Origin of the sequence: Paenibacillus pabuli NBRC 13638 (assembly GCF_001514495.1) — a bacterium.
GTDB classification, from domain to species: Bacteria; Bacillota; Bacilli; order Paenibacillales; family Paenibacillaceae; genus Paenibacillus; species Paenibacillus pabuli.
The window spans coordinates 206739-228089 of the sequence record NZ_BCNM01000001.1 but is presented as its reverse complement, the minus strand read 5'-3'; the positions used below and the strand labels follow the sequence as shown (position 1 = coordinate 228089).

At 45.4% G+C, this 21351-nt stretch carries 15 protein-coding genes; 5 read left to right on the top strand and 10 right to left on the bottom strand.

Going from position 1 to position 21351, the window contains the following annotated elements; genetic code table 11:
• The 4 genes from PPA03S_RS00680 to PPA03S_RS00665 all read right to left on the bottom strand — a co-directional run bounded on the left by PPA03S_RS00680 (nucleotide 1) and on the right by PPA03S_RS00665 (nucleotide 7765).
• The gene (locus tag PPA03S_RS00680; RefSeq protein ID WP_062318850.1) at nucleotides 1-1809 is read right to left on the bottom strand and encodes a sensor histidine kinase; all 1809 of its coding nucleotides are present in this window, start codon (nucleotides 1807-1809) and stop codon (nucleotides 1-3) included.
• Nucleotides 1810-1828: 19 nt separating this feature from the next.
• Entirely contained in the window at nucleotides 1829-2719 is an 891-nt protein-coding gene (locus tag PPA03S_RS00675) for a carbohydrate ABC transporter permease (RefSeq protein WP_062318849.1), read from the bottom strand.
• Nucleotides 2720-2734: 15 nt separating this feature from the next.
• On the bottom strand, nucleotides 2735-3640 hold the full coding sequence (locus PPA03S_RS00670) for an ABC transporter permease (RefSeq protein ID WP_062318848.1): 906 nt from the start codon (nucleotides 3638-3640) through the stop codon (nucleotides 2735-2737).
• A 357-nt stretch (nucleotides 3641-3997) separates the two neighbouring features.
• Nucleotides 3998-7765: an alpha-L-arabinofuranosidase family protein gene (locus PPA03S_RS00665; RefSeq protein WP_062318847.1), complete on the bottom strand. Its 3768-nt coding sequence runs from the start codon at nucleotides 7763-7765 to the stop codon at nucleotides 3998-4000.
• Between the two features lie 386 nt (nucleotides 7766-8151).
• Here PPA03S_RS00665 and abnB point away from each other — a divergent pair, with 386 nt between their 5' ends.
• Nucleotides 8152-10566 (top strand): arabinan endo-1,5-alpha-L-arabinosidase AbnB, encoded by a 2415-nt coding sequence (abnB, locus tag PPA03S_RS00660; protein ID WP_062318846.1) that lies wholly within the window; start codon nucleotides 8152-8154, stop codon nucleotides 10564-10566.
• 97 nt (nucleotides 10567-10663) lie between these two features.
• Here abnB and PPA03S_RS00655 read toward each other — a convergent pair whose 3' ends face one another.
• On the bottom strand, nucleotides 10664-11218 hold the full coding sequence (locus PPA03S_RS00655) for a helix-turn-helix domain-containing protein (protein WP_062318845.1): 555 nt from the start codon (nucleotides 11216-11218) through the stop codon (nucleotides 10664-10666).
• Between the two features lie 130 nt (nucleotides 11219-11348).
• On the opposite strand from PPA03S_RS00655, the gene PPA03S_RS00650 reads away from it, so the two are divergent.
• Nucleotides 11349-11930, top strand: a complete 582-nt coding sequence (locus PPA03S_RS00650) for a LysE family transporter (RefSeq protein WP_062318844.1) — start codon at nucleotides 11349-11351, stop codon at nucleotides 11928-11930.
• A 64-nt stretch (nucleotides 11931-11994) separates the two neighbouring features.
• Here PPA03S_RS00650 and PPA03S_RS00645 read toward each other — a convergent pair whose 3' ends face one another.
• Nucleotides 11995-12969 (bottom strand): MBL fold metallo-hydrolase, encoded by a 975-nt coding sequence (locus PPA03S_RS00645; RefSeq protein WP_411835327.1) that lies wholly within the window; start codon nucleotides 12967-12969, stop codon nucleotides 11995-11997.
• A gap of 169 nt (nucleotides 12970-13138) precedes the next feature.
• Between PPA03S_RS00645 and PPA03S_RS00640 the strand changes: the two genes are divergently transcribed.
• Both PPA03S_RS00640 and PPA03S_RS00635 read left to right on the top strand, forming a co-directional pair.
• Complete coding sequence (locus PPA03S_RS00640) at nucleotides 13139-13672, top strand: DUF1572 family protein (RefSeq protein WP_062318842.1); 534 nt, start codon at nucleotides 13139-13141, stop codon at nucleotides 13670-13672.
• A 109-nt stretch (nucleotides 13673-13781) separates the two neighbouring features.
• Nucleotides 13782-14759, top strand: coding sequence for an alpha/beta fold hydrolase (locus PPA03S_RS00635; protein ID WP_062318841.1), 978 nt, complete (start codon nucleotides 13782-13784; stop codon nucleotides 14757-14759).
• Between the two features lie 145 nt (nucleotides 14760-14904).
• Here the strand turns inward: PPA03S_RS00635 and PPA03S_RS00630 are convergent, their stop codons facing one another.
• The 4 genes from PPA03S_RS00630 to PPA03S_RS00615 all read right to left on the bottom strand — a co-directional run bounded on the left by PPA03S_RS00630 (nucleotide 14905) and on the right by PPA03S_RS00615 (nucleotide 19927).
• A complete protein-coding gene (locus PPA03S_RS00630) occupies nucleotides 14905-16386 on the bottom strand; it encodes a DHA2 family efflux MFS transporter permease subunit (RefSeq protein WP_062319850.1) in 1482 nt (493 codons plus the stop codon).
• 63 nt (nucleotides 16387-16449) lie between these two features.
• Complete coding sequence (locus PPA03S_RS00625; protein WP_062318840.1) at nucleotides 16450-17037, bottom strand: TetR/AcrR family transcriptional regulator; 588 nt, start codon at nucleotides 17035-17037, stop codon at nucleotides 16450-16452.
• A 387-nt stretch (nucleotides 17038-17424) separates the two neighbouring features.
• Nucleotides 17425-18642, bottom strand: a complete 1218-nt coding sequence (locus tag PPA03S_RS00620) for an MFS transporter (protein WP_062318839.1) — start codon at nucleotides 18640-18642, stop codon at nucleotides 17425-17427.
• A 355-nt stretch (nucleotides 18643-18997) separates the two neighbouring features.
• On the bottom strand, nucleotides 18998-19927 hold the full coding sequence (locus tag PPA03S_RS00615; protein ID WP_062318838.1) for an NAD(P)/FAD-dependent oxidoreductase: 930 nt from the start codon (nucleotides 19925-19927) through the stop codon (nucleotides 18998-19000).
• A gap of 398 nt (nucleotides 19928-20325) precedes the next feature.
• On the opposite strand from PPA03S_RS00615, the gene cyoE reads away from it, so the two are divergent.
• Nucleotides 20326-21249, top strand: a complete 924-nt coding sequence (cyoE, locus tag PPA03S_RS00610; RefSeq protein ID WP_411835326.1) for a heme o synthase — start codon at nucleotides 20326-20328, stop codon at nucleotides 21247-21249.
• The last annotated feature ends 102 nt before the right edge of the window (nucleotides 21250-21351 follow it).

Below are 21351 nucleotides of genomic sequence, written 5' to 3'. Positions count from 1 at the left end.
CTACTCCCGTCTCCATGGAATATTTAAAATCATGCATAAACCGCCCAACTCACTGCGCTGCGCACAAAGGCCATAGCCCGCCCCGAACTTGATCTGTAAACGTTGATTCACATTCATTAGTCCCGTAATCTCTTCATTCCCATGTCTCTGATTCGCAGATTCCTGAAAGGATGCTTGCAGGTTGCTCAAGACTTCATCCGTTAATTGATCTCCATCATCCTCTATCCGAATGGACAATTTGTGGTGGTCCACTTGATAAGATAATTTCAGAATCCCGCCCTGACTTCGTTTGGCAAGGGCATGTTCGAAGACGTTCTCGACAATTGGCTGAATAATGACTCTGGGAATGGCGATGTCTCGATACTCCTTACTTAGCTCCTCCAGTTGTAGTTGGACTCTTGAGCCAAATCGAATTTTCTGAATAGACGCATAGATCAAGGCATGATCCACCTCTTCACCGAGCGAAACCTCGGAATGAGAATCCCTGGACATATACCTGAAATATTGGCCCAAATAATCGGTAAACTCCTGAATCAATTCAACATTCTCGACCTCAGCCATTTGCTTGATGCTGAACAGACTGTTGTATAGAAAATGAGGCTGAATCTGGGACTGCAAATGTTTGAGTTCTGCCTCGCTGGTTCGAATCCGGGCAACATAATTTTCATCAATCAAAATATGTAAGCGCTCTATCATATGGTTGAAGCGAGAATATAAATAACCGAATTCATCGCGCCTGGATTGCGGAATATGAATGCTCGTCTGACCCTGCTCCGCCTTTCTGAACCCCCGAATAAGGACAGATAACGGCTTGTGAATTGACCTGTAGATCGAAAAGGAGAAGATCATAATGATAACAATTGAAATAAGCGTCAGTACCCACAACCACAGATTGTATTGTTCCATAGGGGCTTGGAGCACATCACTTGGAATGCTGGCCGTTAATGTGAACGAGTGATCGGGATCGTATAGCGAATAATACAGATATGGATCAGATTGATATCTCGTCACTTGCATGGATTCTGGTGATTCCGGTGATACCTTTTGCAATTGTGCTGCCGATACAGGTTCTTCCGAAGAAGAAATGAGCACATTGTGCTGCTCACCGAAGCTCAGTGTAATATCACTGCCTCCTGTTTCCGCGAGCTGCTGCAATCTGTGCTTCAGTTCTTCTGCAGACAAGCGTATGCCTAATATAAAATTGGGCGGTTCCTCATGATTCATGTTATACGGATTGCTTTTGAGGAAATAAAGATTGTTATGCGAATATGACAACTCCCCATTCAAATTCCCCATTGTTGCGAGCAGATCTTTCCATTCTGTATCCTCCACATTACGAATTCCGTCCACTGCACTGACCCGTTTGTGCAAAGCTGGTACGTAATAGACAACATCGCTGATATAGGGACTTGTCACCATGATCTGGCCCAGCTTGTTGTGGATATTATTAAGGCTGGAAGTTACCTCATATCTGCTCATAATCGCAGCTCGTGTACTTAGCGTAGACATTGTTTCATCGAACGAAAATTCGGTAACAAGCCCACTCATTCGCTCCAGTTCAAATTGCAGATGATTGTGATAGAAATACAACTTCGACTCATGCGCCTTCTCCACTTCCGTCTGCATTTGCTTGGAGCTGGTATGCGTAATCATAATGCTAATCACATATAAGGGCAGAATGACGAGCACAAAGGCAATCATCACTTTGACGACGATGGATGCATTTTTCCAGCTACCCACTGCGAATCTCATTTCCCCTTCACTCCTCTCCTCAACGGCAAAAAGGAGCCGGAAATCGGCTCCTCCCATTGGTTTTCCTCCATCGATCTTATCCCTTTACACTACCGACAACAAGTCCATGAACGAAATACCTTTGCAGGAACGGATACACGAGCAGAATGGGTATAACGGACAAAAAGATTTGGGATGCCTGGGTCGTTCTATCCGACACCTGACTTAATAGTGTTGCATCCTCAAGGGTCATCATCTCACTCTGAATCATCGTCACTTGCTGGAGCATCGATTGCAGGTACGTGGCTAGTGGATAGCCTTCCGGACTCTTCATATAGATCATGCCATCAAACCAGGCGTTCCAGTGTCCCACCATGGCAAACAATGTGATCGTTGCGATACTGGGCAATGAAATGGGAAGGTAAATGCTCCATAACGTGCGGAAATGGCCTGCCCCATCCATCCAAGCCGCCTCTTCCAACTCCTTCGGCAAACCCCTGAAGAAATTCAGCATAAGCAATACATTAAAGATCGGAACGGCTCCCGGTAATATCAGGGCCCAGATCGAATCCAAAAGACCTGCTTCCTTAACAACCAGATAACCCGGGATTAATCCTCCACTAAATAGCATGGTAAAGACAAAAATCCACGCATAGAACGTTCTTGAACGAAACTTCGCTGCCTCTTTGGAGAGCGGATAGGCCACAAGAATCGTGAAAATTAGGTTGGTCGCAACTCCGAGTACCACACGGAGAAGACTTGTACCGAATGAATTTAGAAACTGCTGATTTTCGAGAATGTATTTATACGAAGACAAGGTAAAGTCCACCGGCCAGAATGTCACGCTCCCCGCCTTGACTGCATCACTTGAACTAAACGAAATCGCCAGAATATTCACAATGGGAAACAGGCATAACAAGGCAAGAAGGGTCAGGATGACATAATTCAATCCCAGAAACCAACGGTAGGCTCTCGAAGCGTGATGCATGTTCTTGCCTCCTTTCTAAAAAATCCGATAATTGGCTAACCGATAGGCCAGGAAATACCCAAGCCCGATAAAGATAAACGAAACCACTGACTTAATGAGACCCAATGCGGTTGATACCGAATATTGCGCATCCTGCAGACCAATCCGATAGATCATCGTATCCAGAATGTCTCCTGATTCATAGACCAGCGGGTTGTAGAGGTTGAACACTTGGTCAAAACCACCATTAAGTACATTACCAAGACTCAAAGTTACCATCAGAATTACGATTGGACGAATGCCAGGCAGCGTAATATGCCATGTCTGCTTCCATCTTCCCGCACCATCCATAACGGATGCTTCATACAGGGATTTATCGATGTTGGTCAGTGCGGCCAAATATATAATTGTGCCAAATCCGAATTCTTTCCATTGGTCCGTAATGACGAGTATGTAAGGAAACCATTCGTTACTGGCCAGGAATTGAACAGGTTCAACCCCTATCGCCTTAAGCAGCATATTTACAATTCCTGTGCTGGGGGACAATACGTCTACAATGATACCGGCCAATATGACCCAGGAAAAGAAATGCGGCATATAGATCACCGTCTGAATCGTTCGTTTAAATCCTGTTTTGCGAACCTCGTTCAGCAGCAAGGCCACAAGTACCGGAATGACCAGACCGGACACAATTTTCATAACGGAAATAAATACGGTATTCCATACGACCTGTGAGAAACCAGGCAGATCGAACAGATACCTGAAATTGTCCAGGCCGACCCAGTTCATATTTTTGAATCCGGCAATGGGAGAGAAATTCTGAAAGGCAATGGAGAGTCCCGCCATCGGAATGTAACCGAATACAATAATGATGATCAGTCCAGGCAATATCATGAGATGAAGCGGAACGTTTCGTATAAATTGTCTGTAGTTGGAACGCATAAGCTGTCTCCTCCTTCAGATTCATTATAGAATCCGTCAGGAATCGGAAATAGTGTAGGCTATTTACTTTAGGTATCTTTTATTGACTCTCTTCGCGGAACGCCAAAAAACCGCGATAATCGCGGTTCTAAGGCTGCATCAGGTTATTATTGAGATATTAATTATATAATTTGAACTAGACGTTTACATGATAACGGAGAGGTCAGAAGGAATCTGGAGAAGCGAAGCGTTCGCCTTTATCACCGGATTTCCCCCTTTAAATCAGGAATTCAAAAAAATCTGGGGATAACAGCGATCGGAAGATGGTTCTGACCACGTAGTGACTTCGTGTGAAAATTATTGGTTTAACTTATATAATCATTTCCGGACATCCATAACCAGTACATTGACCGAATGGGCAGGAAGTTGCAAGACAACCGAATCCTCCTGCAGATGTATCACTTGTTCTTGTGGAACAATTTTCTCATCATTCTTCTGGTTCACATTAGGAACATGCAGCAATTCTTCATCTCCGCCAAGTGTTATCAATTTCGCAACAGAGGTAACGCTTAGATTCTGAAGGCAAATTTGGGTTGCTTTATCCACCCCATCCGCGTTCACCAGCTTCACATACACATGCTGCTCGTCTCTCGTAACGGAATGGAATACATCCCGGTTGTACGCTTCCAGCTTGTAATCCAGAATTCTGCTTGTAGTGTGGCCATCGGTATAAGAGCAGATCAGATTCTTCCCTGTGTCACCACCATAATTGACCGTAATCGTGTAATTCGTATCGTCTTCCAGCGGTTCATAATTGGCTGCACGGAGATTCCCCGCCGCTGAACTGGAAGAATAATCACCAAGGGTATAGCCTTCTACACCTTGTTTATACACTTTGACTCCCGTTGCATTGCCGCCATATCCGATTGCGTATTCGATGACATCCTTTTTCTCAGGGGATATATCCGTCAATCCCACACCGATGGTGAAGCCATCCTCACCCGCTATGCGCTCCGCCTCGACTTCCACTTTATAATTCGACCATTCATCGTTCAGTAGATATAACCCATTAAGGCCGCTTGCCTGCGCTTTCAAAATCAGTCCTTTTCCCGTCTCCAGCTTGTATCCTGCCGATCCGGGAATCCAATTCCACGCCTCATTCAGCGCTGTCTGCTCCCTGAAATCTTCTGTAAACAGCACGCTGCCATCCTGGTTCGATGTGATCGTAATCCGTTTCACCACAATATCGGCATTGCTTGTCGCGATCTCGATGCCGCCACGTGGAATGAGTTCCATCGGTTGACCTTTGCTGTACGTTGAAAATGAAGTGCCCAGCACCTGCTCACCCACATACTTGGCAAAAAGCTGCTGTACGTAGTAATTCGGTGTGTACCACACCGTTTCATCATCAAACCAGATGCAGTCCGGCGTCCAGCGGTAGGTGCCGTCCGTCAGTACTTTGTTGAACAGCGGCGCATAGGCAGCCAGGCGAACAACATCCGCATTATTTTCAAAACCGGTCATGACCGCCGCTTCTGCGATCGCTCCTGCCAGTGTATTTTTGTCCGTGGATGCATATTCTCCCACAAATACCTTGGATGTCTCTGTCCAATTCATACTGCCGTCTTCATGATAAGCCCGCTCATAATAGTTGTACCGATCCACGTTGTTCAGCAAATAGTCATTGGAGCGATAGTAGTGCTCATCCGCAATGGTATCCATATAGTTGTCCTGGTTCTCATACCAGGTGACCGTCTCTTCGATCACCTCTTTGCCATCTGCAAAAGCCACCTGAGCTGATCCGGTCAGGTTGCCGCTCAGGAATTTCCAGCCCTGCTGGTACGCATCATCATCCGCCTGGGCGCCGACTGTCGATATGATATGAAGTTCATGCTCAGGATAATTACGTTTCATATAGTCATCAATTGACGTCTTGAACACTTCAAAGTTGGCGAAAAATTCGGTTCCCCAGTTCTCATTGCCTACGCCAAGATAACGCAGATCAAACGGTTCAGGATGTCCCATGCTGCTCCGGATGGCAGCCCATTCGTTATGTTCAATATCCGTGCTGAGCGCGAAATCGATCAGATCTGTAAAGTTTCGGATATAGTAATCCCTCAATGCGCCACCCGCCGGGTGTGCGTAATCGGAACGCGCCTGGCACAGAACGCCACAGGCCATGACCGGAACCGGAGCAGCATTCAAATCTTCTGCCAGTTGGAAATACTCCATATAGCCGAGACCCATCGTCATCATGTAACCCCAGACGTTATAGTTCTCTTTGCGAAGCTCCACCGCTCCCACCGAATCCTTCCAGTCATACACATTGTCCCAAATGAATGAACCTTCGGAAATACATCCCCCCGGAAAACGCAGAAACTTCGGATGCAGATCGACAAGCGCCTGAACCAGATCTTTTCGGAGTCGATAGTTCGGATTCCCGGTATAGTTGGCATGTGCTGAAGCGGACACTCCCTGCTCTTTTGGATCGGCTCCCCATACATCCTGCGGAATCAACGACACCATATCGATGGAAATATCCCCTTCAAAGGTGAGTACCAATTGCCCCAACGCGGTCTCCGTTCCGGTCAGGGTCACGTTTGAACAGTTATCCGAATAGGCGATCCCGTACTTTTTCCATCTGTTACCGCCTTCAACTTGCAGCATAACTGAATCACTGATGGCAGCACCGTCTCCATCCTGCAATTGAATCCTAATTGTACCTGGGGATACTGCCTTGGCCCACACGGTAAAATCATATTTCTCACCCTTCTTGATGGACATGGCACAGTGTTGATTGGAATCCGAGAATCCGCGATTTCGAATCGTGGCACCCGCCTGAACCGTTACATAATAAGCATTCACTTCCGGGTCTTCCACGTTAAGATGAGTGTTGATTCCATCAGTATTCTGTACGATCATTTTATCGGTATCCCCGGACCAGGCAAACAAAGGATCACGGTTCCGACCTGTCGAACAACCACATTCGCCAGAGTCATGCGAGTACGTATCGAATGCAAAGGATTCGAACGATCGGTTCTGAACTAACTCCGCATAGATACCCCCATCCGCTGCATTGTTAATGTCCTCGTAAAATAGGCCATACATTACTTCACTGATATCCGCCACCTTTTGATCCCCGTGAATCGCGAGGGTATAAGGCGGGATATGCTCTGGTACAACAGAGACATCAAAACTTTTGTTCAACGTACTTCCACCCTTGGTCAAAAGCGCATTCAAATGAACCTCCTGTGCCGAGCTTAGGGGTTGAACCTCTCCATTCGCAGACAGAACCTCTGGCTGACTTGAATTCCATTGAACGTTTACCTTGCCCCCCAGTAAATCTACAGGCAATGACACATCTTTGGTAATAATCCGAGCTGGAGCAGACAAATATTTATCTCCTGCCAGCTTCACAATCTCTTCATCCGTCAGGGACTCGCACATCACTTCAATCACTTCATCCATGGACAGGGCCGCCTGATATATCCGAAAGTCGGAAAGTGAACCTGCAAAGTCCACATCTGCGGCGTACTGAGACCGACCAATATAATTACGGCTATAATTCGCAGGCTCCACGAACGAATCAAACCATCTGCGCAGCTTGGCATAATTGCCACTGGATGTCTGGCTGATGGAGCCATCTGCTACTTTCTCTCCATTCACATATACAATAGGACCTGCACTGCTGCGTGTGCCGCCCTGACTGCCTGCCACCGACAGGGCAATATGCATCCATTCCCCGCCGGCAAATCCGCGTCCCGGGTCTACAACCAGATCATCGCCTGCATATAACGTGCCTCGCATCTGACGAGTCAGAAATAAATAGGGGCCCTTGTCGCCTTTGCCAAAGTCGAAAATCCGCTCCCACACGTTCGATCCTTTGCCCAAATGGACCCATGCTGTAACAGTCACTCCAGTGTTGTCGCTTACATTTTGCAGCAAATTCGATGGCAGCTCCAGATACGATGTTCCGTTCGATCCACCGGTAAAAGTCACCGCCCATCTGCCATTCACTTCGGAAATGTTGGGAACTTTCTCTCCCGCGGCGGCTCCAACGTGTCCGTTCCCTGAACTATCCTTGCCAATGTCGGCGGCATCTTCAAACTTGTAGTGTGCAATGAGTTGATTGTGAAATGTAGTCATGTTCATTCCTCCTATGAAGGTTAAATTATCGTAGATGAGCTCTCTTTGATTCGCATAAATATAAATTAGTTAATAAATATATAAACTTATGATCTAATCAGTATAGTATCTTATTCTAAGTAAATATTTCAATCTAAAATTACAAAAAATCTATTGTACTATAGGAATTCCTACGAACATATCGCCCTTTAGCCTACCTCACTTTCAACTCTAAACACCCTCTAAGCCTGATATTTATGGTTTACAAATATATAAATTGATTGATAATATAACAAATGAAAGCGCTTGATAATGTGGTAATCAAAAGGAGGGCTGTCCGGCCAAATAACGTTTAGGGCAATGAATAAGGTTATTTTTCATTTCAGGTATTGGGAAAGGGGAAACGTATGAAACGTTATTGGGTAAGTGTACTTCACATTTCTGTACTGAGCACTGCATTACTTACGACAACAGCTTTGGCTCCCATCTCCGTATTGGCGGAAAGTCCGGAGGCAGTCCGTTCCAACCCGCAAGTTTCCACATCCACTAAGAATGCGGTTCCTTCATTCAGGAATGTTTCCGTTCATGACCCTTCCGTCATTAAGGTGGGTGATACCTTTTATATTTTCGGCTCACATTTACAAGTAGCAAAGTCCAAGGATTTGATGAATTGGGATTTGGTCGCTTCCGGGGTCACGGATAACAACCCTGTTGTGCCCAATGTGACCAAAGAATTCGCTGAAGCCCTGGAGTGGGCGCAGACCGATACATTATGGGCAGCAGACGTCATTCAGTTGGCGGATGGCAAATTTTATATGTACTACAATGCGTGCAAAGGTGACTCTCCCCGCTCTGCGTTAGGCGTTGCTGTGGCAGACAACATTGAGGGGCCATATAAGGATCAGGGTATTCTGCTGAAATCCGGCATGTGGGATGAGATCAGTGAGGATGGCACCATATACGATGCGACCATACATCCGAATGTGGTCGACCCTGATGTATTTTTCGATAAAAACGGCAAGCTCTGGATGGTGTACGGTTCCTATTCCGGGGGGATTTTCATTCTGGAGATGGACGAAACGACAGGAAAACCACTGCCGAACCAGGGTTATGGCAAAAAGCTTACCGGAGGCAACCACAGCCGAATTGAAGCACCTTATATGCTCTATAGCCCCGAAACCGACTATTATTATCTGTATCTGTCCTATGGTGGACTGGGTGCTGACGGGGGATATAACATTCGCGCAGCTCGCTCCAAAACACCGGACGGTCCTTTCCTCGATGCCGAAGGAAACGATATGATCAACGTCAAGGCGGATAAGGACAAGCCCTTGTTTGATGACCGCTCAATCGAGCCTTTTGGCGTCAAATTGCTAGGGAACTTCCTGTTTCAAAGACAAATCGGTGACCCAGGCACAGGTCAAGGTATCGGCTATGTATCACCAGGACATAACTCCGCTTATGTTGACGCTGCAACGGGAAAACAATTTCTGATCTTCCATTCCCGCTTTCCGGGACGCGGAGAAGAACATGAAGTTCGTGTACATGAGATGCATATGAACTCTGAGGGATGGCCTGTTGTTGCTCCCTACCGCTATGCGGCAGTAGAAGAAAACACGGCCCAACTGACAACCCAGGACATCGCTGGTCAGTACAAATGGGTGAATCACGGGAAAGAAATCACGGCCGAGATCCAATCTTCACAGACCGTTCAGTTCACAGCAGATGGGCAGATCAGCGGTGCAGTCACGGGAACATGGAGTCTTGAAGCAGACAATCAGGTCCAAATCACATCAAATAATGTTGTGTATAAAGGTGTCTTCACGCATGAATGGGAACCGGATTCCCAGAAGACGGTCCTGACCTTTAGCGCGCTCTCCTCTTCTGGCGTGGCCATCTGGGGAAGTCAGATGGCTGCAATGAAGGATCAGGATATTGTTAATGCGGTGAAAAAGGACCTCAGCATCGGCGACACGGGCAGCGTATTCTTCAACCTGTCCCTCCCGACCAAGGGAACACGCGATGCAGAGATTACGTGGAAATCATCCAATGCCTCTGCCCTGTCCGCTACCGGGGTAGTGAATCGGCCGCGCGCTGGTAAGGGAGATGCTAAAGTGGCATTAACGGCAACGATTCGCAAAGGAAGCGCAGTAAGCTCCAAAACGTTTAACGTTACCATTCCACAACAGGCGGTAAGTCCATTGCTTGGGGAATATACGTTTGAACAAAAGAAACTGGCAAAAATCGCACAGGATTTCAGCAAAAATGAATACCACGGTCAAGCCTTTAATGTGACGACTTCTGCGGTTAATAGCAAAAATCAGGCTGCTGCTTTCAATGGAACAGACAGCTACATTCAGCTGCCCGGAATCATTACCGATACGACGGATTTCACCTATAGTGCATGGATCAACTGGAGTGGCGGCGGAGCCTGGCAGCGAATTTTCGACTTTGGAAATGGCCTGACCAGACATATGTTCCTTACTCCCGCCCAGCATACTGGAGCTCTGCAATTCACCATTCATGATCAGGGACGGGATCAGAGCCTCATTGCCTCTGAACCGCTGCCCACTAATCAATGGGTGCATGTCGCTGTTACCCTTCAGGGAGATACCGGAACTCTGTATGTGAATGGAAAAGCTGTAGCAAGCAGCAGCGAAATCACGTTTAACCCGAAAGATCTGCAAGTGACGGAAGCTTATATGGGCAAAAGCCGATATGCAGCCGATCCCTTCTATAAAGGCTCAATGGATAACGTCAAAGTATATGATAAAGCGTTAACCTCCACAGAAATTCAGCGTCAGGCCAAAGAAAAGCCTTAATTCCATTCAAACCCTTACGCATAGAATTGATTTGAAATAACAAAACGCCAGTATATCAGTCGAATTCACAGACTGTTGTATTGGCGTTTTATTATTTTCACTTTGAATAATGGATGACCATGCTTAATTTGTTCGCAGCAGTACCGGTGTTGTGATACGCATGAGGCTTGTCCGCGCCAAAACGAATCGACTCCCCTTGTTTTACCGTATATTCCTCTGCCCCAATCCGAATCGTAATTTCCCCTTCAAAAACCGTAATAAATTCCTCCGCCCCTTCTATATGCGGTTCAGCATTCATAGAAGACCCTTCATCCATCTCCATCATGTACATCTCAAAGCGGCGTCCCTCTTCAAAAGGAAAATGCGGATAAATTCGAATTCGTCCCCCATCCTCCACCAATGCTTGAATATCATCACGCGTTACCACGGTCGTATCCGACTTGGGCTCGTGGATCAAAGTAGTAAAGGAAATTTTCAGACCATTTGCAATCTTCCATACTGTAGCGATTGTAGGGTTAGATTCCCCCCGTTCAATCTGACCAAGCATCGTCTTGCTGATTCCAGACAACTCGGCAACCTTGTCCAGACTAAGCTTCCGTTGTTCCCTGAGCTGCTTCAAGTTCTGGGCCAGAACCGCATTAATGTTTTTCATTATTACAGTCACCTCTTCAAAAATATATTGTGCTGTATAACGCACATAATGTACAATGATAAAGAACAAACGTTATAACGCACGATTTAGTTAACTATATCATACAAACAAGATCCAATGTGGAGGGCTTATGGATATTATATCGTTACTGACTTATGCAATCGTAGCTTCATTCACACCCGGTCCCAATAACATTATCGCCATGACGCATGCAAGAAACGAAGGATTCAAAAAAATTGTTCCGTTTATTGCCGGCGTAGCAGCTGGCTGCCTGCTTATCATGTTTCTGTCCAGCTACTTCAACCTTATTCTGCATCAATACATTCCAAGGATCAAACCCGTTCTAAACGTGTTGGGATGTGTATACATGGTCTATTTGGCGATCAAAATCATGCGAAGTAAACCTGCGAATGCCAGAGATCCCGAGGTCAATCGTTTTACGTTTCTCTTTGGCTTCACCCTGCAATTCATCAATCCCAAAGTCATTCTGTATGGTCTTACGGCCATCTCGGTATTTGTTATGCCTCTTGGAGAGTCTCATGTTCATATAATCGTATTTTCGTTGGTTCTAACCATCATTGGCATCAGTGCCAATATGACCTGGGGGTTATGCGGGATGTTATTTCAGAGCTTTTTATTGAAATATGAACGTCCTTTTAATATCGTGATGGGCGTTCTGTTAATCTACAGTGCCCTATCCATTCTAAAATAAATGCAAGAGAAAAAGCGTCCTCCCAACTAATGGCTGGACGCTTTTATGTTAATTCCAGATGAGCTCAGATGGATCTCCACCACGGATGGCTCGGGTAATTCTCGTTATACAGTACAACCTTCTCACCGATTTTGGGTGTTGCAATGGAGACATTCAAGGCATGTGCAGCCTTGACGATTCGTTCAACCGGCTCGTTCCAGGCATGATAGGCCAACGTAAATGCTGCCCAATGAATCGGAATGAGCAGCCCTCCCCTTACATCCAAGTGTGCCTGTACCGTTTCTTCTGGCATCATATGAATGTTGGACCAACGCTCATCATATTGTCCGCATTCCATCAGGGTCAGGTCAAAAGGTCCGTACTTATTGCCGATTTCCTTGAAATGAGGACCGTATCCGCTGTCGCCACTAAAGAAAACCTTCGTTTCTTGTCCAGCAATGACCCACGAACACCATAAGGTCGAATTGCGGTCCAACAACCCCCTGCCCGAGAAATGCCTCGCCGGCGTGCAGGCTAATGTCAGACCTTTGAAGGATAACTCATCCCACCAGTTATGTTCGGTAATCTGTTCCGAGGGCACACCCAGTTGAATCAGCCGCCTGCGCACACCAAGGGGGACGATAAACCGCTGTGTTTTATTCTTCAATCTGCGGATCGATGAATAGTCCAGATGATCATAGTGGTCATGCGATATAATGATGGCATCCAAGGATGGAAATTCCTCGGGTTGCATCGGCAGATTCGTGCTGTATCGTTTCGTACCCGCCCAGGATACGGGAGACGGTCGCTTGCCCAACATTGGATCAAAGAGCAATCGGTGTCCTTCGATCTCAAGCAAAAAAGCCGAATGACCAAACCATGTCACCTGCGGATGATCGGATACATGTAACGATTCTGCTGGCTCATATTTCTCCATGGGGATGTGGCCTGCAGGTCTCCGCTCTATACTTCTGCGCATGGAATCCCTCAACATGCTCACGAGGGAGCTGAAGCTCATGCCTGCGGATGTCGGAACCTGATTTTCGTATTTTGTCATTATTCATACCTTCTGTTCTTTATAATCAACACTTCAAGCAATAATTCAATCTGGAGTAAAACAGGAGCAATATTAGACTTTATATTAAATCATTGTTCGTTTATAATCAATTCGCCTTCGGTTATCTGAATTTGATATACAATCAACCCTAATGAATGGAGGACATGTGATCATGATTAAACTTATTCAGGACGTAGTTGAGGACATGAACAAGCAGCTGGAACGTATTGAAACCAGCTTGAACAGGTTGAACGAGGAACAGATTTGGACTAGACTTCAGCCTGGTATGAACAGTGTAGGAAATTATTGTCTGCATTTGGCGGGCAATGAATATCAGAACCTGGTGACTGGTATAGGGAACCAGCCTCTAATCCGGGAACGCTCTGCCGAATTCAATACCAATGGCGGTCTGAGCAGGAAGGAATTGTTAGCCAGACTCCGCCATGTTCGAACAGAATCAACCGCGATATTATCAAGTCTGGACGAAGAGGATTTATCCAGGGAAGTGACCATCCCCTATGAGCTGACAGATTGGAATCGCATGAACCGCAGCAAGGATGAAGCCAAAGATGCGTATGAGCATAAAATCGTACGTTCTCTGCTCATAAAGGTCGCTACCCATTATGGCTACCATGCTGGCCAGATCGTACTGTTGTCGAAGATTTTACAGCCCACCGACGAACATCTCACAGGACTATATCACTAAAAACTATAAAAGAAATACAGAATTAAGATGGAATTAAGACTCTGTTTTCTATCTAATAAGATTGAGCATATAAGATAGAGAAAAATACACAGAGAGTATGTGAGACCTAATGAAAAAATGGCGCAGAAGATTAGTTAAAACGTTGATATTCGGGGTGGCTGCCGTTCTTCTCCTGCTGGGTACAGGTGTGATCTACCAACAAGTGAATACCCGGCAGGATGCAAAAACATTTACCCCTCCAGGCAAGCTGTACAAGGTACATGGAGACAATATGCATTTATATACTGGGGGAAAAGGTGATGCAACCGTAGTCCTGGCTTCCGGATGGGGTACAGCTGATCCATATGTGGATTATTATCCGCTGTACGAAAAACTTGCTCCCTACACCAAATTCGCTGTTTATGATCGTTTTGGCTATGGTTATAGCGATATGACCGATAAGAAACGGGATGTCGATACCGTCGCCGATGAATTGCACGAGTTATTACAGGTTTCTGGACAAAAGCCTCCTTACGTGTTGGTTGCCCATTCACTGGGCTCACTCGAAACAATCCGTTTTGCGCAAAAATATCCGGATGAAGTACAGGGTATTGTCATGATTGATGGTGGAACTCCAGAACATTATGCGAATGACGATGGCCAGTTGGCTGATGTGATCGGCGGTTTTGGTAATCAATTCCGAATTCAAACAGGACTTTTCCGTTTGTCCATGCAGTCTGACACTGTTATAGAAGCCTCCAATGCCAATCGAAACGGCCTGAAGCTTGTACCAGATGAATTGAAGAAAATAGATACAACGGCTCTGTTGCTTCACTATGGGAATGCCAATACTGTGGATGAGCTGCGCGAGATGAAAACCAATGCAAAGGTTGTCGTTGACAACAAAAAGCCCCTCCCGTTCCCGCTTACCATACTGACAGCAGATTACTTCGGAGCCAGTGAGCCGATATGGGATAAAACCCAAGCGGAATTTACGTCCTGGTCGGAACATTCCAAACATATAACCGTTAAGGATACCGAGCATTATATTCATCAATATCACCCGGATCTTGTAGCTAAGGAAATATTGGAACTCATCAAAAAGTAGTTTCCTAATAGTGCGGCTAAAATCACATTATAATATGTCACATGATGAACCCCTAGTGATTCGATATTACTAGGGGTTTTATGTACAAAAAAACGATGCTCCCCCGTAGAAGGAAGAGCATCGTTCAATTCTTCAATAAATGCAATCAATGCATAGGACCTTGTTGGCCGTCTCCAGCACCAACCTTAACTCGTTTCAGGAACAGTGAAATGATCAGTCCAATTACAGCAAGAACCATTGCGAAAACAAATGCATTTTGTACACCGGATGTGAAACCCGCCAATTGATTCTCTGGACTTTCGGGATCCGTCACACCTCTTAAGAAGCGAAGCTGTCCTGCGCTCAGGATACTTACCGCAACCGCTGTACCGATAGCTCCGGATACCTGCTGCAATGTATTCATTATCGCCGTCCCGTGAGGATAAAATGCAGGAGGCAATTGATTCAAGCCATTGGTTTGTGCAGGCATCATGATCATTGAAATCCCGACCATCATGAATACATGCAGCGTAATAATCTTGCTCAAGGTCGTTGTCGGAGTGATTCCCGTATACATGAAGAGAACAACAGTCACGATAACCAGACCGATAATCACAAGCCACTTCGGACCGAATTTGTCAAACAGACGTCCCATCACCGGGGACAAGAATCCATTCAGCAAACTACCCGGCAGCAAAACCAAACCAGCAGTCAATGCCGTAACCGCCATACCTTGTTGCAGATACATCGGAAGAATCAGCATGGAAGACAGCATCATCATCATACATAGGAAGATCAGGATCAAACCGATCGTAAACATCGGGTATCTGAACGCCCGCAGATCCATCATCGGTTGTTTCATTCTCAATTGACGGATGCTGAACAGCAGCAAAGATAACACGCCAATAACCAGTGTAGCCACAACTACAGGACTGGTCCAGCCACCGCCGCTTTCTCCATGTCCCCCTGCACTACTGAATCCGTACACGATTCCGCCAAAACCAAGTGTGGAAAGGATAATGGAAAGGATATCGATTTTGGGCTTGGTCAATTTCGAAATATTCGGCAAGAACAGCAAGCCGCATACCAATGAAATAATGAAGAACGGCAAGGAGATCCAGAAGATCCAGTGCCAGCTCAGATTGGCCAGAATCAGACCCGAGATACTCGGACCACTTGCTGGCGCGAACATGATAACCAACCCGATCAGTCCCATGGCAGCACCACGTTTTTCGATTGGGAAAATAACCAATATGGTGTTAAACATCAGTGGCAATAACAGAGCCGTACCTACAGCCTGCAATACCCGTGCCACCAACAGAATTTCAAAGCTCGGTGCAATTGCAGCCACAAGCGTTCCTGCAATTGAAAAAATCAAAGAAGTGGTAAACAGCTGTCTTGTCGTAAACCATTGTAACAACATACCGGAAACCGGCACCAAAATACCCAATACAAGCAAATACCCTGTCGTTAACCATTGAATCGTTGTAGGCCCAACTTCCAGCAACCCCATAAGTGGTGTCAAGGCCACATTAAGCGCTGTTTCACCGAACAGCCCAATAAAGCCGCTCAGCAGCATGGCAAATAAAATCGGAAATACCTTATATTGTTTTGTTTCTTGTTGATCCTGTACAGAATCAGCCTTCATGGCAACGTCCACAATCCCATCCTCCTCAAACAATCTGACAATTTCTATTTCTCTCTACGAAGCTTATTGCTTCTCTCTTGCATTCTTCGCCACAACGGACAAATAATCAGCAGCCGTCAGCAAAGGCTGTTTGTCCTGGTTGGTCAGGCTGATAATCAATGCACCCTCCATTAAGGAGATGACCAGAAGACCCATCTCTTGTGCTTTTTCTTCACCTATGCCATCCAAAATCAGATGCTTCGTAATGATTTGCTGCCACCCTGCAAACACGTCCTGACAGGCAATTCGCAATTGATGACTGATGCACGAGGTCTCCACGGCTGCCCAGAAACTAAATGGAAGAAAACCCGTAAAACCTGCCGCCTCCGTTTCAACCGCCAAGTCATGAATAAATTGCTGAATGGCATCCCCCGTATTATCATGAGCAGCAAACACTTCTTCAAACTTCTGCAGAATGTTTTCATTGGCTTTTTGAATGCACTCGTGAGCGAGCTCTTCCTTGCCGTGTGGGAAATAATGATATAACGAGCCTTTCGGCGTACTGCTCTCCTTAATAATCTGATTTAGACCGGTCGCATGATATCCTTGTGAAAAAAACAGTCTGGCTGCTGTGCTGACGATTAGTTCTCTAGCATTAGACTTTTCACTCAATAAAGCCACATCCTTAAATGAATTATAACAATCGGTCTATATAATTAAAACTGTTTCGAAAAACACTGTCAACCCTAATATTTGGGCCAATTCTTATGAAAGCGCTATGAAAAAAATGAATTGCAAATGATTGTGCAAAATAAAAAAGCGAGAGCAGCTTCTCGCTTCTTTCTGTATTACGATATGAATGGTAGAGCTTATTCGAAGAAATCATCGAACGACCGCACTGGTTTTACATCCATGGGCTGCTTGGACGCAGCAAGACACCCATACGCCCCCACATATACGATCAAGCATAACAAAATTAATGATAGCATGTTAAACATCTCCCTTTTCTTCATCTCATATTTTCATGACCAAACCTGCCCCTGTTACATCCCACCAGCTCTACTCATTCAGAATCCTCTTTTTCAAAATACGATTCACTTGTTCTGAGCTGGCCAGCATCAAGATAAGGAAGACAAGTACAACCAGCGGGAAAAAGCCGATATTGGTTTTCCCAGCGAGTACGCCAAAAAGCGGAGGAAACACTGTGGTTCCAGTGTACGCCAGTGCCATTTGATACCCCATCAATCGGGCAGAATTCGCTTTGCCGAACCGAGCTGGAGTTTCATGAAGAAGTCCGGGATAGATGGGTGCAAGCCCCAAACCAATCAGAACGAATCCAGCCAGTGCAAACGAAATCGATAATGGAAGCAATAAAATGATTCCACCCACAATGGCGGTCACTTGACCGGCCAGGATTAACACCCGATTTTTTATTTTTAACGTGATAAAGCCTGTAATCAATCTGCCTAGCGTAATACCACCGTAGTATAGGGAGATCCAGCCCGCAGCTGTTTCTGCCGAGACATCTCTAGCTCCTACCAGATAGCTGGCACCCCATAAACCCACCGTTGTCTCCACGCCACAATAAAACAGAAATGCGATCAGTGAGTTTTTGACTCCCTTAATCTTCAATACATTTTGTTCGGGCCTGTTCTCACGCTGTACTAACGTGTTGTCCACTTGTACATTATTTGATCCGTTTATCCGACCCGCACTCTCCCGACTTGCAGCAACACGCTTCCACAAAGGCAATGTGGCAAACAAAATCAGAACGAGACAGCACTGGACGACGGCTACAGCTGTATACCCGCTTCTCCAGGAATGATGTTCGGCAATGTAATACGACATAATGATAGGGCCTGTCGTCGCGCCCACACCCCAGAAACAGTGCAGCCAGTTCATATGGTGTACTTTGTAATGTTCTGCGACATAATGATTCAGGGCAGCATCAACGGCTCCGGCACCTAAACCCAGAGGAATGGCAAGAATGACGAGCCATACCAATGAAGGCGCAAAGGAGAATCCAAGGAGTGCTCCGGCAGTTAGACAACAGCTAATTAACGTAACCTTGCCTGTTCCCCATTTTTGAATCACCGTGCCGCTTGCCAAGCTTGAAACGATAGTTCCTCCGGCAACGACCATTGACAGAATTCCTGCTGACCCAAACGAAGCACCAAGTTCAGGCCACATGACTGGCCAGGCTGAACCTAGCAAGGAGTCAGGAATCCCCAGACTGATAAACGCAAGGTAGATAATGATAAGAAACCAAGTTGCCATAAATAGATCCCTTCCCTGCATATAAATTGAACGTAAATGAATACAAGAATACAGATTAAGTCACTTTATTCATATACTTTATAAAGTTTATTTATTTATATTGCGTCAAAAAAATTTCTTTGTCAATAGATCGGATCAGCCAAATTAAAACAGCCGCCAATCTGGATGAGAAACTCCCGATTGACGGCTGTTTTTTTGGAAATAAGTATTATTTATATGTAAGAGTTCCCCGATACGGATCAACATTATGTTTCTTGTAGTTGTTCTCTTTTGCAAAGCACAAAAAGGGAATTGCATCTGCAATCCCCCTTCGTTCACATTCTCTAAGATGAAACGAGTGAGTAACTCCCGAGACCTATCGGTTTAAATGTTTACCGCGCTCATCCCAAGCTTCCATATTAAGCTCACTGTTGATCGTTACAGCGGTTAAAGCTCCTAGGGACGCCGCAGTAATAGCCTGGTATAACTCTGATGCTGCATCTCCAGCGCTAAATATACCTGGCACGGTCGTTTTACCGTAATCATCAACGACGACCGTACCGGCATCCGTAACCTCACAGCCTATCGCCTGCGGCAATTCTGATCCACCCGTTAGTTTCGGTCCAAAGAAAATTCCCGTGCATGAGATTGCAGTGCCATCCTCCAATACGACCTGCTGCACCATCCCATCACTTGATTCAATGGATCGAATCGGAGAGTCCCATACCGGAACACCGTGCTGCTTCAATTCCTCCCGCTGTTCGTCCGTTAATTCATCAGGTCCATTCGTGCAAATGGTAAACTGGCTTGTCCAGCCGGAGATCGTTTTGGCCATGTGAACTGCCTTGGCTCCATTAACAATGATGACGAGCGATTGATCCCTTAATTCCCAACCATCACAATAAGGGCAGACAAAAGCACTCTTTCCATACACCTCTGTCAACCCGTTTATATCCAGCGGAAGGTCTTTTTTACCAACTGCAAACAACACTTTCTTCGTACGATAGACCGCTCCTTGGGCCGTTGTAACTTCAAAAACACCATCGGTTCCTGTCACAGAGGTCGCTGTGTCCCCTGCAAAATGAACGGACGGGTAGGCGCTAATCTGTTCCTTCGCAACCTTCCGAAATTCACGAGGACTGGCACCATCTCTTGTCAGAAAACCGTGTGTTTCACGTGTGACCCAATTGCGTGGGCGTTCATCATCTATGACCACCACCTGTTTGCGCGCTCTGCCTAGTACAAGTGCTGCATTAAGACCTGCAGGTCCTCCTCCAATAATTAATACATCTACCTGTTGATTCATATTTAACACCCTTTCCAGATATTTAATATCTTTTATTATCTCAAAAAAATAGATCCATCCTTTTCTTCCTTCCTCCTGCCAACAAACTGTTCTTATAATAATGTAAGAGGAGAACTCTCAATACTATTAAAGACCTCTTATATCTACAATATACATATAAAACTTATAATGCAAGAAAAATTTTCTTTTTCCTGTCACGAATCGCGTTAAGATTCTATGACGCGTATCACATAAAATCATTTTTAACAATTGAAAAAAACCTTGTTTTTAAATTGTTCACAATCAAATGACATTATTTTAAATACTAAATCGTTAATTAATTCACATACTGTATTGAGTGCTATAATAAAACCACGAGATATATAAGTATAGATATAGGAAGTGAGTTCTTGAAAACATTGAATAAAGGGTCACGGCCCGAAATCAGCCTGGAGTATACTAGCTCGATTCCAAAAGTATTTTTTGATACGATCAAGATCGGAATTATCAAATCCAATCTGATCGCCATGTTTGCCGGTTTAAGTTTGGCTTTGTATGTATTTGATGCATCCATTTTAGCTAATATTGTACCTATTATCCTCTCTGTTATCGGGTCTTCCCTGATTATCGGAGCAGCCGGAGTGTTTAACAATTTGTATGATCGGGATATCGATGCCATTATGGAGCGGACCAAAACACGCCCTACGGTAACCGGTCGTGTAGATACCAAAACCGGGTTGATCCTCGGTATTGCCATCACGATCATCGGGGGCGTCATGTTGTATATTGCATCCCCATCCGCTGCCGTATTCGGCATATTGGGACTGCTGCTGTATGTGTTCCCCTATACCATGTGGACCAAACGAACAACCGTATATAATACGGAAGTCGGAAGCCTTTCAGGCGCTGTTCCCCCGCTCATCGGTTGGGCAGCCATTTCACCAGAGCTGGGTCATTATGAAATTTGGGCTTTGGTCATTACCATGCTGTTGTGGCAGATGCCTCACTTCTATGGCATTGCCATCCGGAGATTTGATGAATACAAAGCGGCTGGTGTCCCCATGCTTCCTGTCGTAAAAGGAATCAGACGGACATACATCCAGACGAATGTTTATCTGGTATTGTTGTTATTCTCCAGCTTCTTGTTCTGGCCGATGAGTCCGTTCATTGCCATTGTTGCGTTTCTGGTAAGTTTGGCCTGGCTTATTCTTAGTGTGGCAACTTTCGATAAGAAAGAAACCAAGAAATGGTCACATAAAATGTTTATTTTCTCCATCAACCACATCACGATCATCTTCCTGGTCATCATTGCGTATTCATTGATTGCACCATTGATCAAATAAAGGTTGACCAAATGAGCAATAATAAAAGCCGTACAGATTTAACTCTTGCACAAAGAGTTGTCTGTACGGCTTTTTTCATTTGTTATAGTATTCACCTTTTCT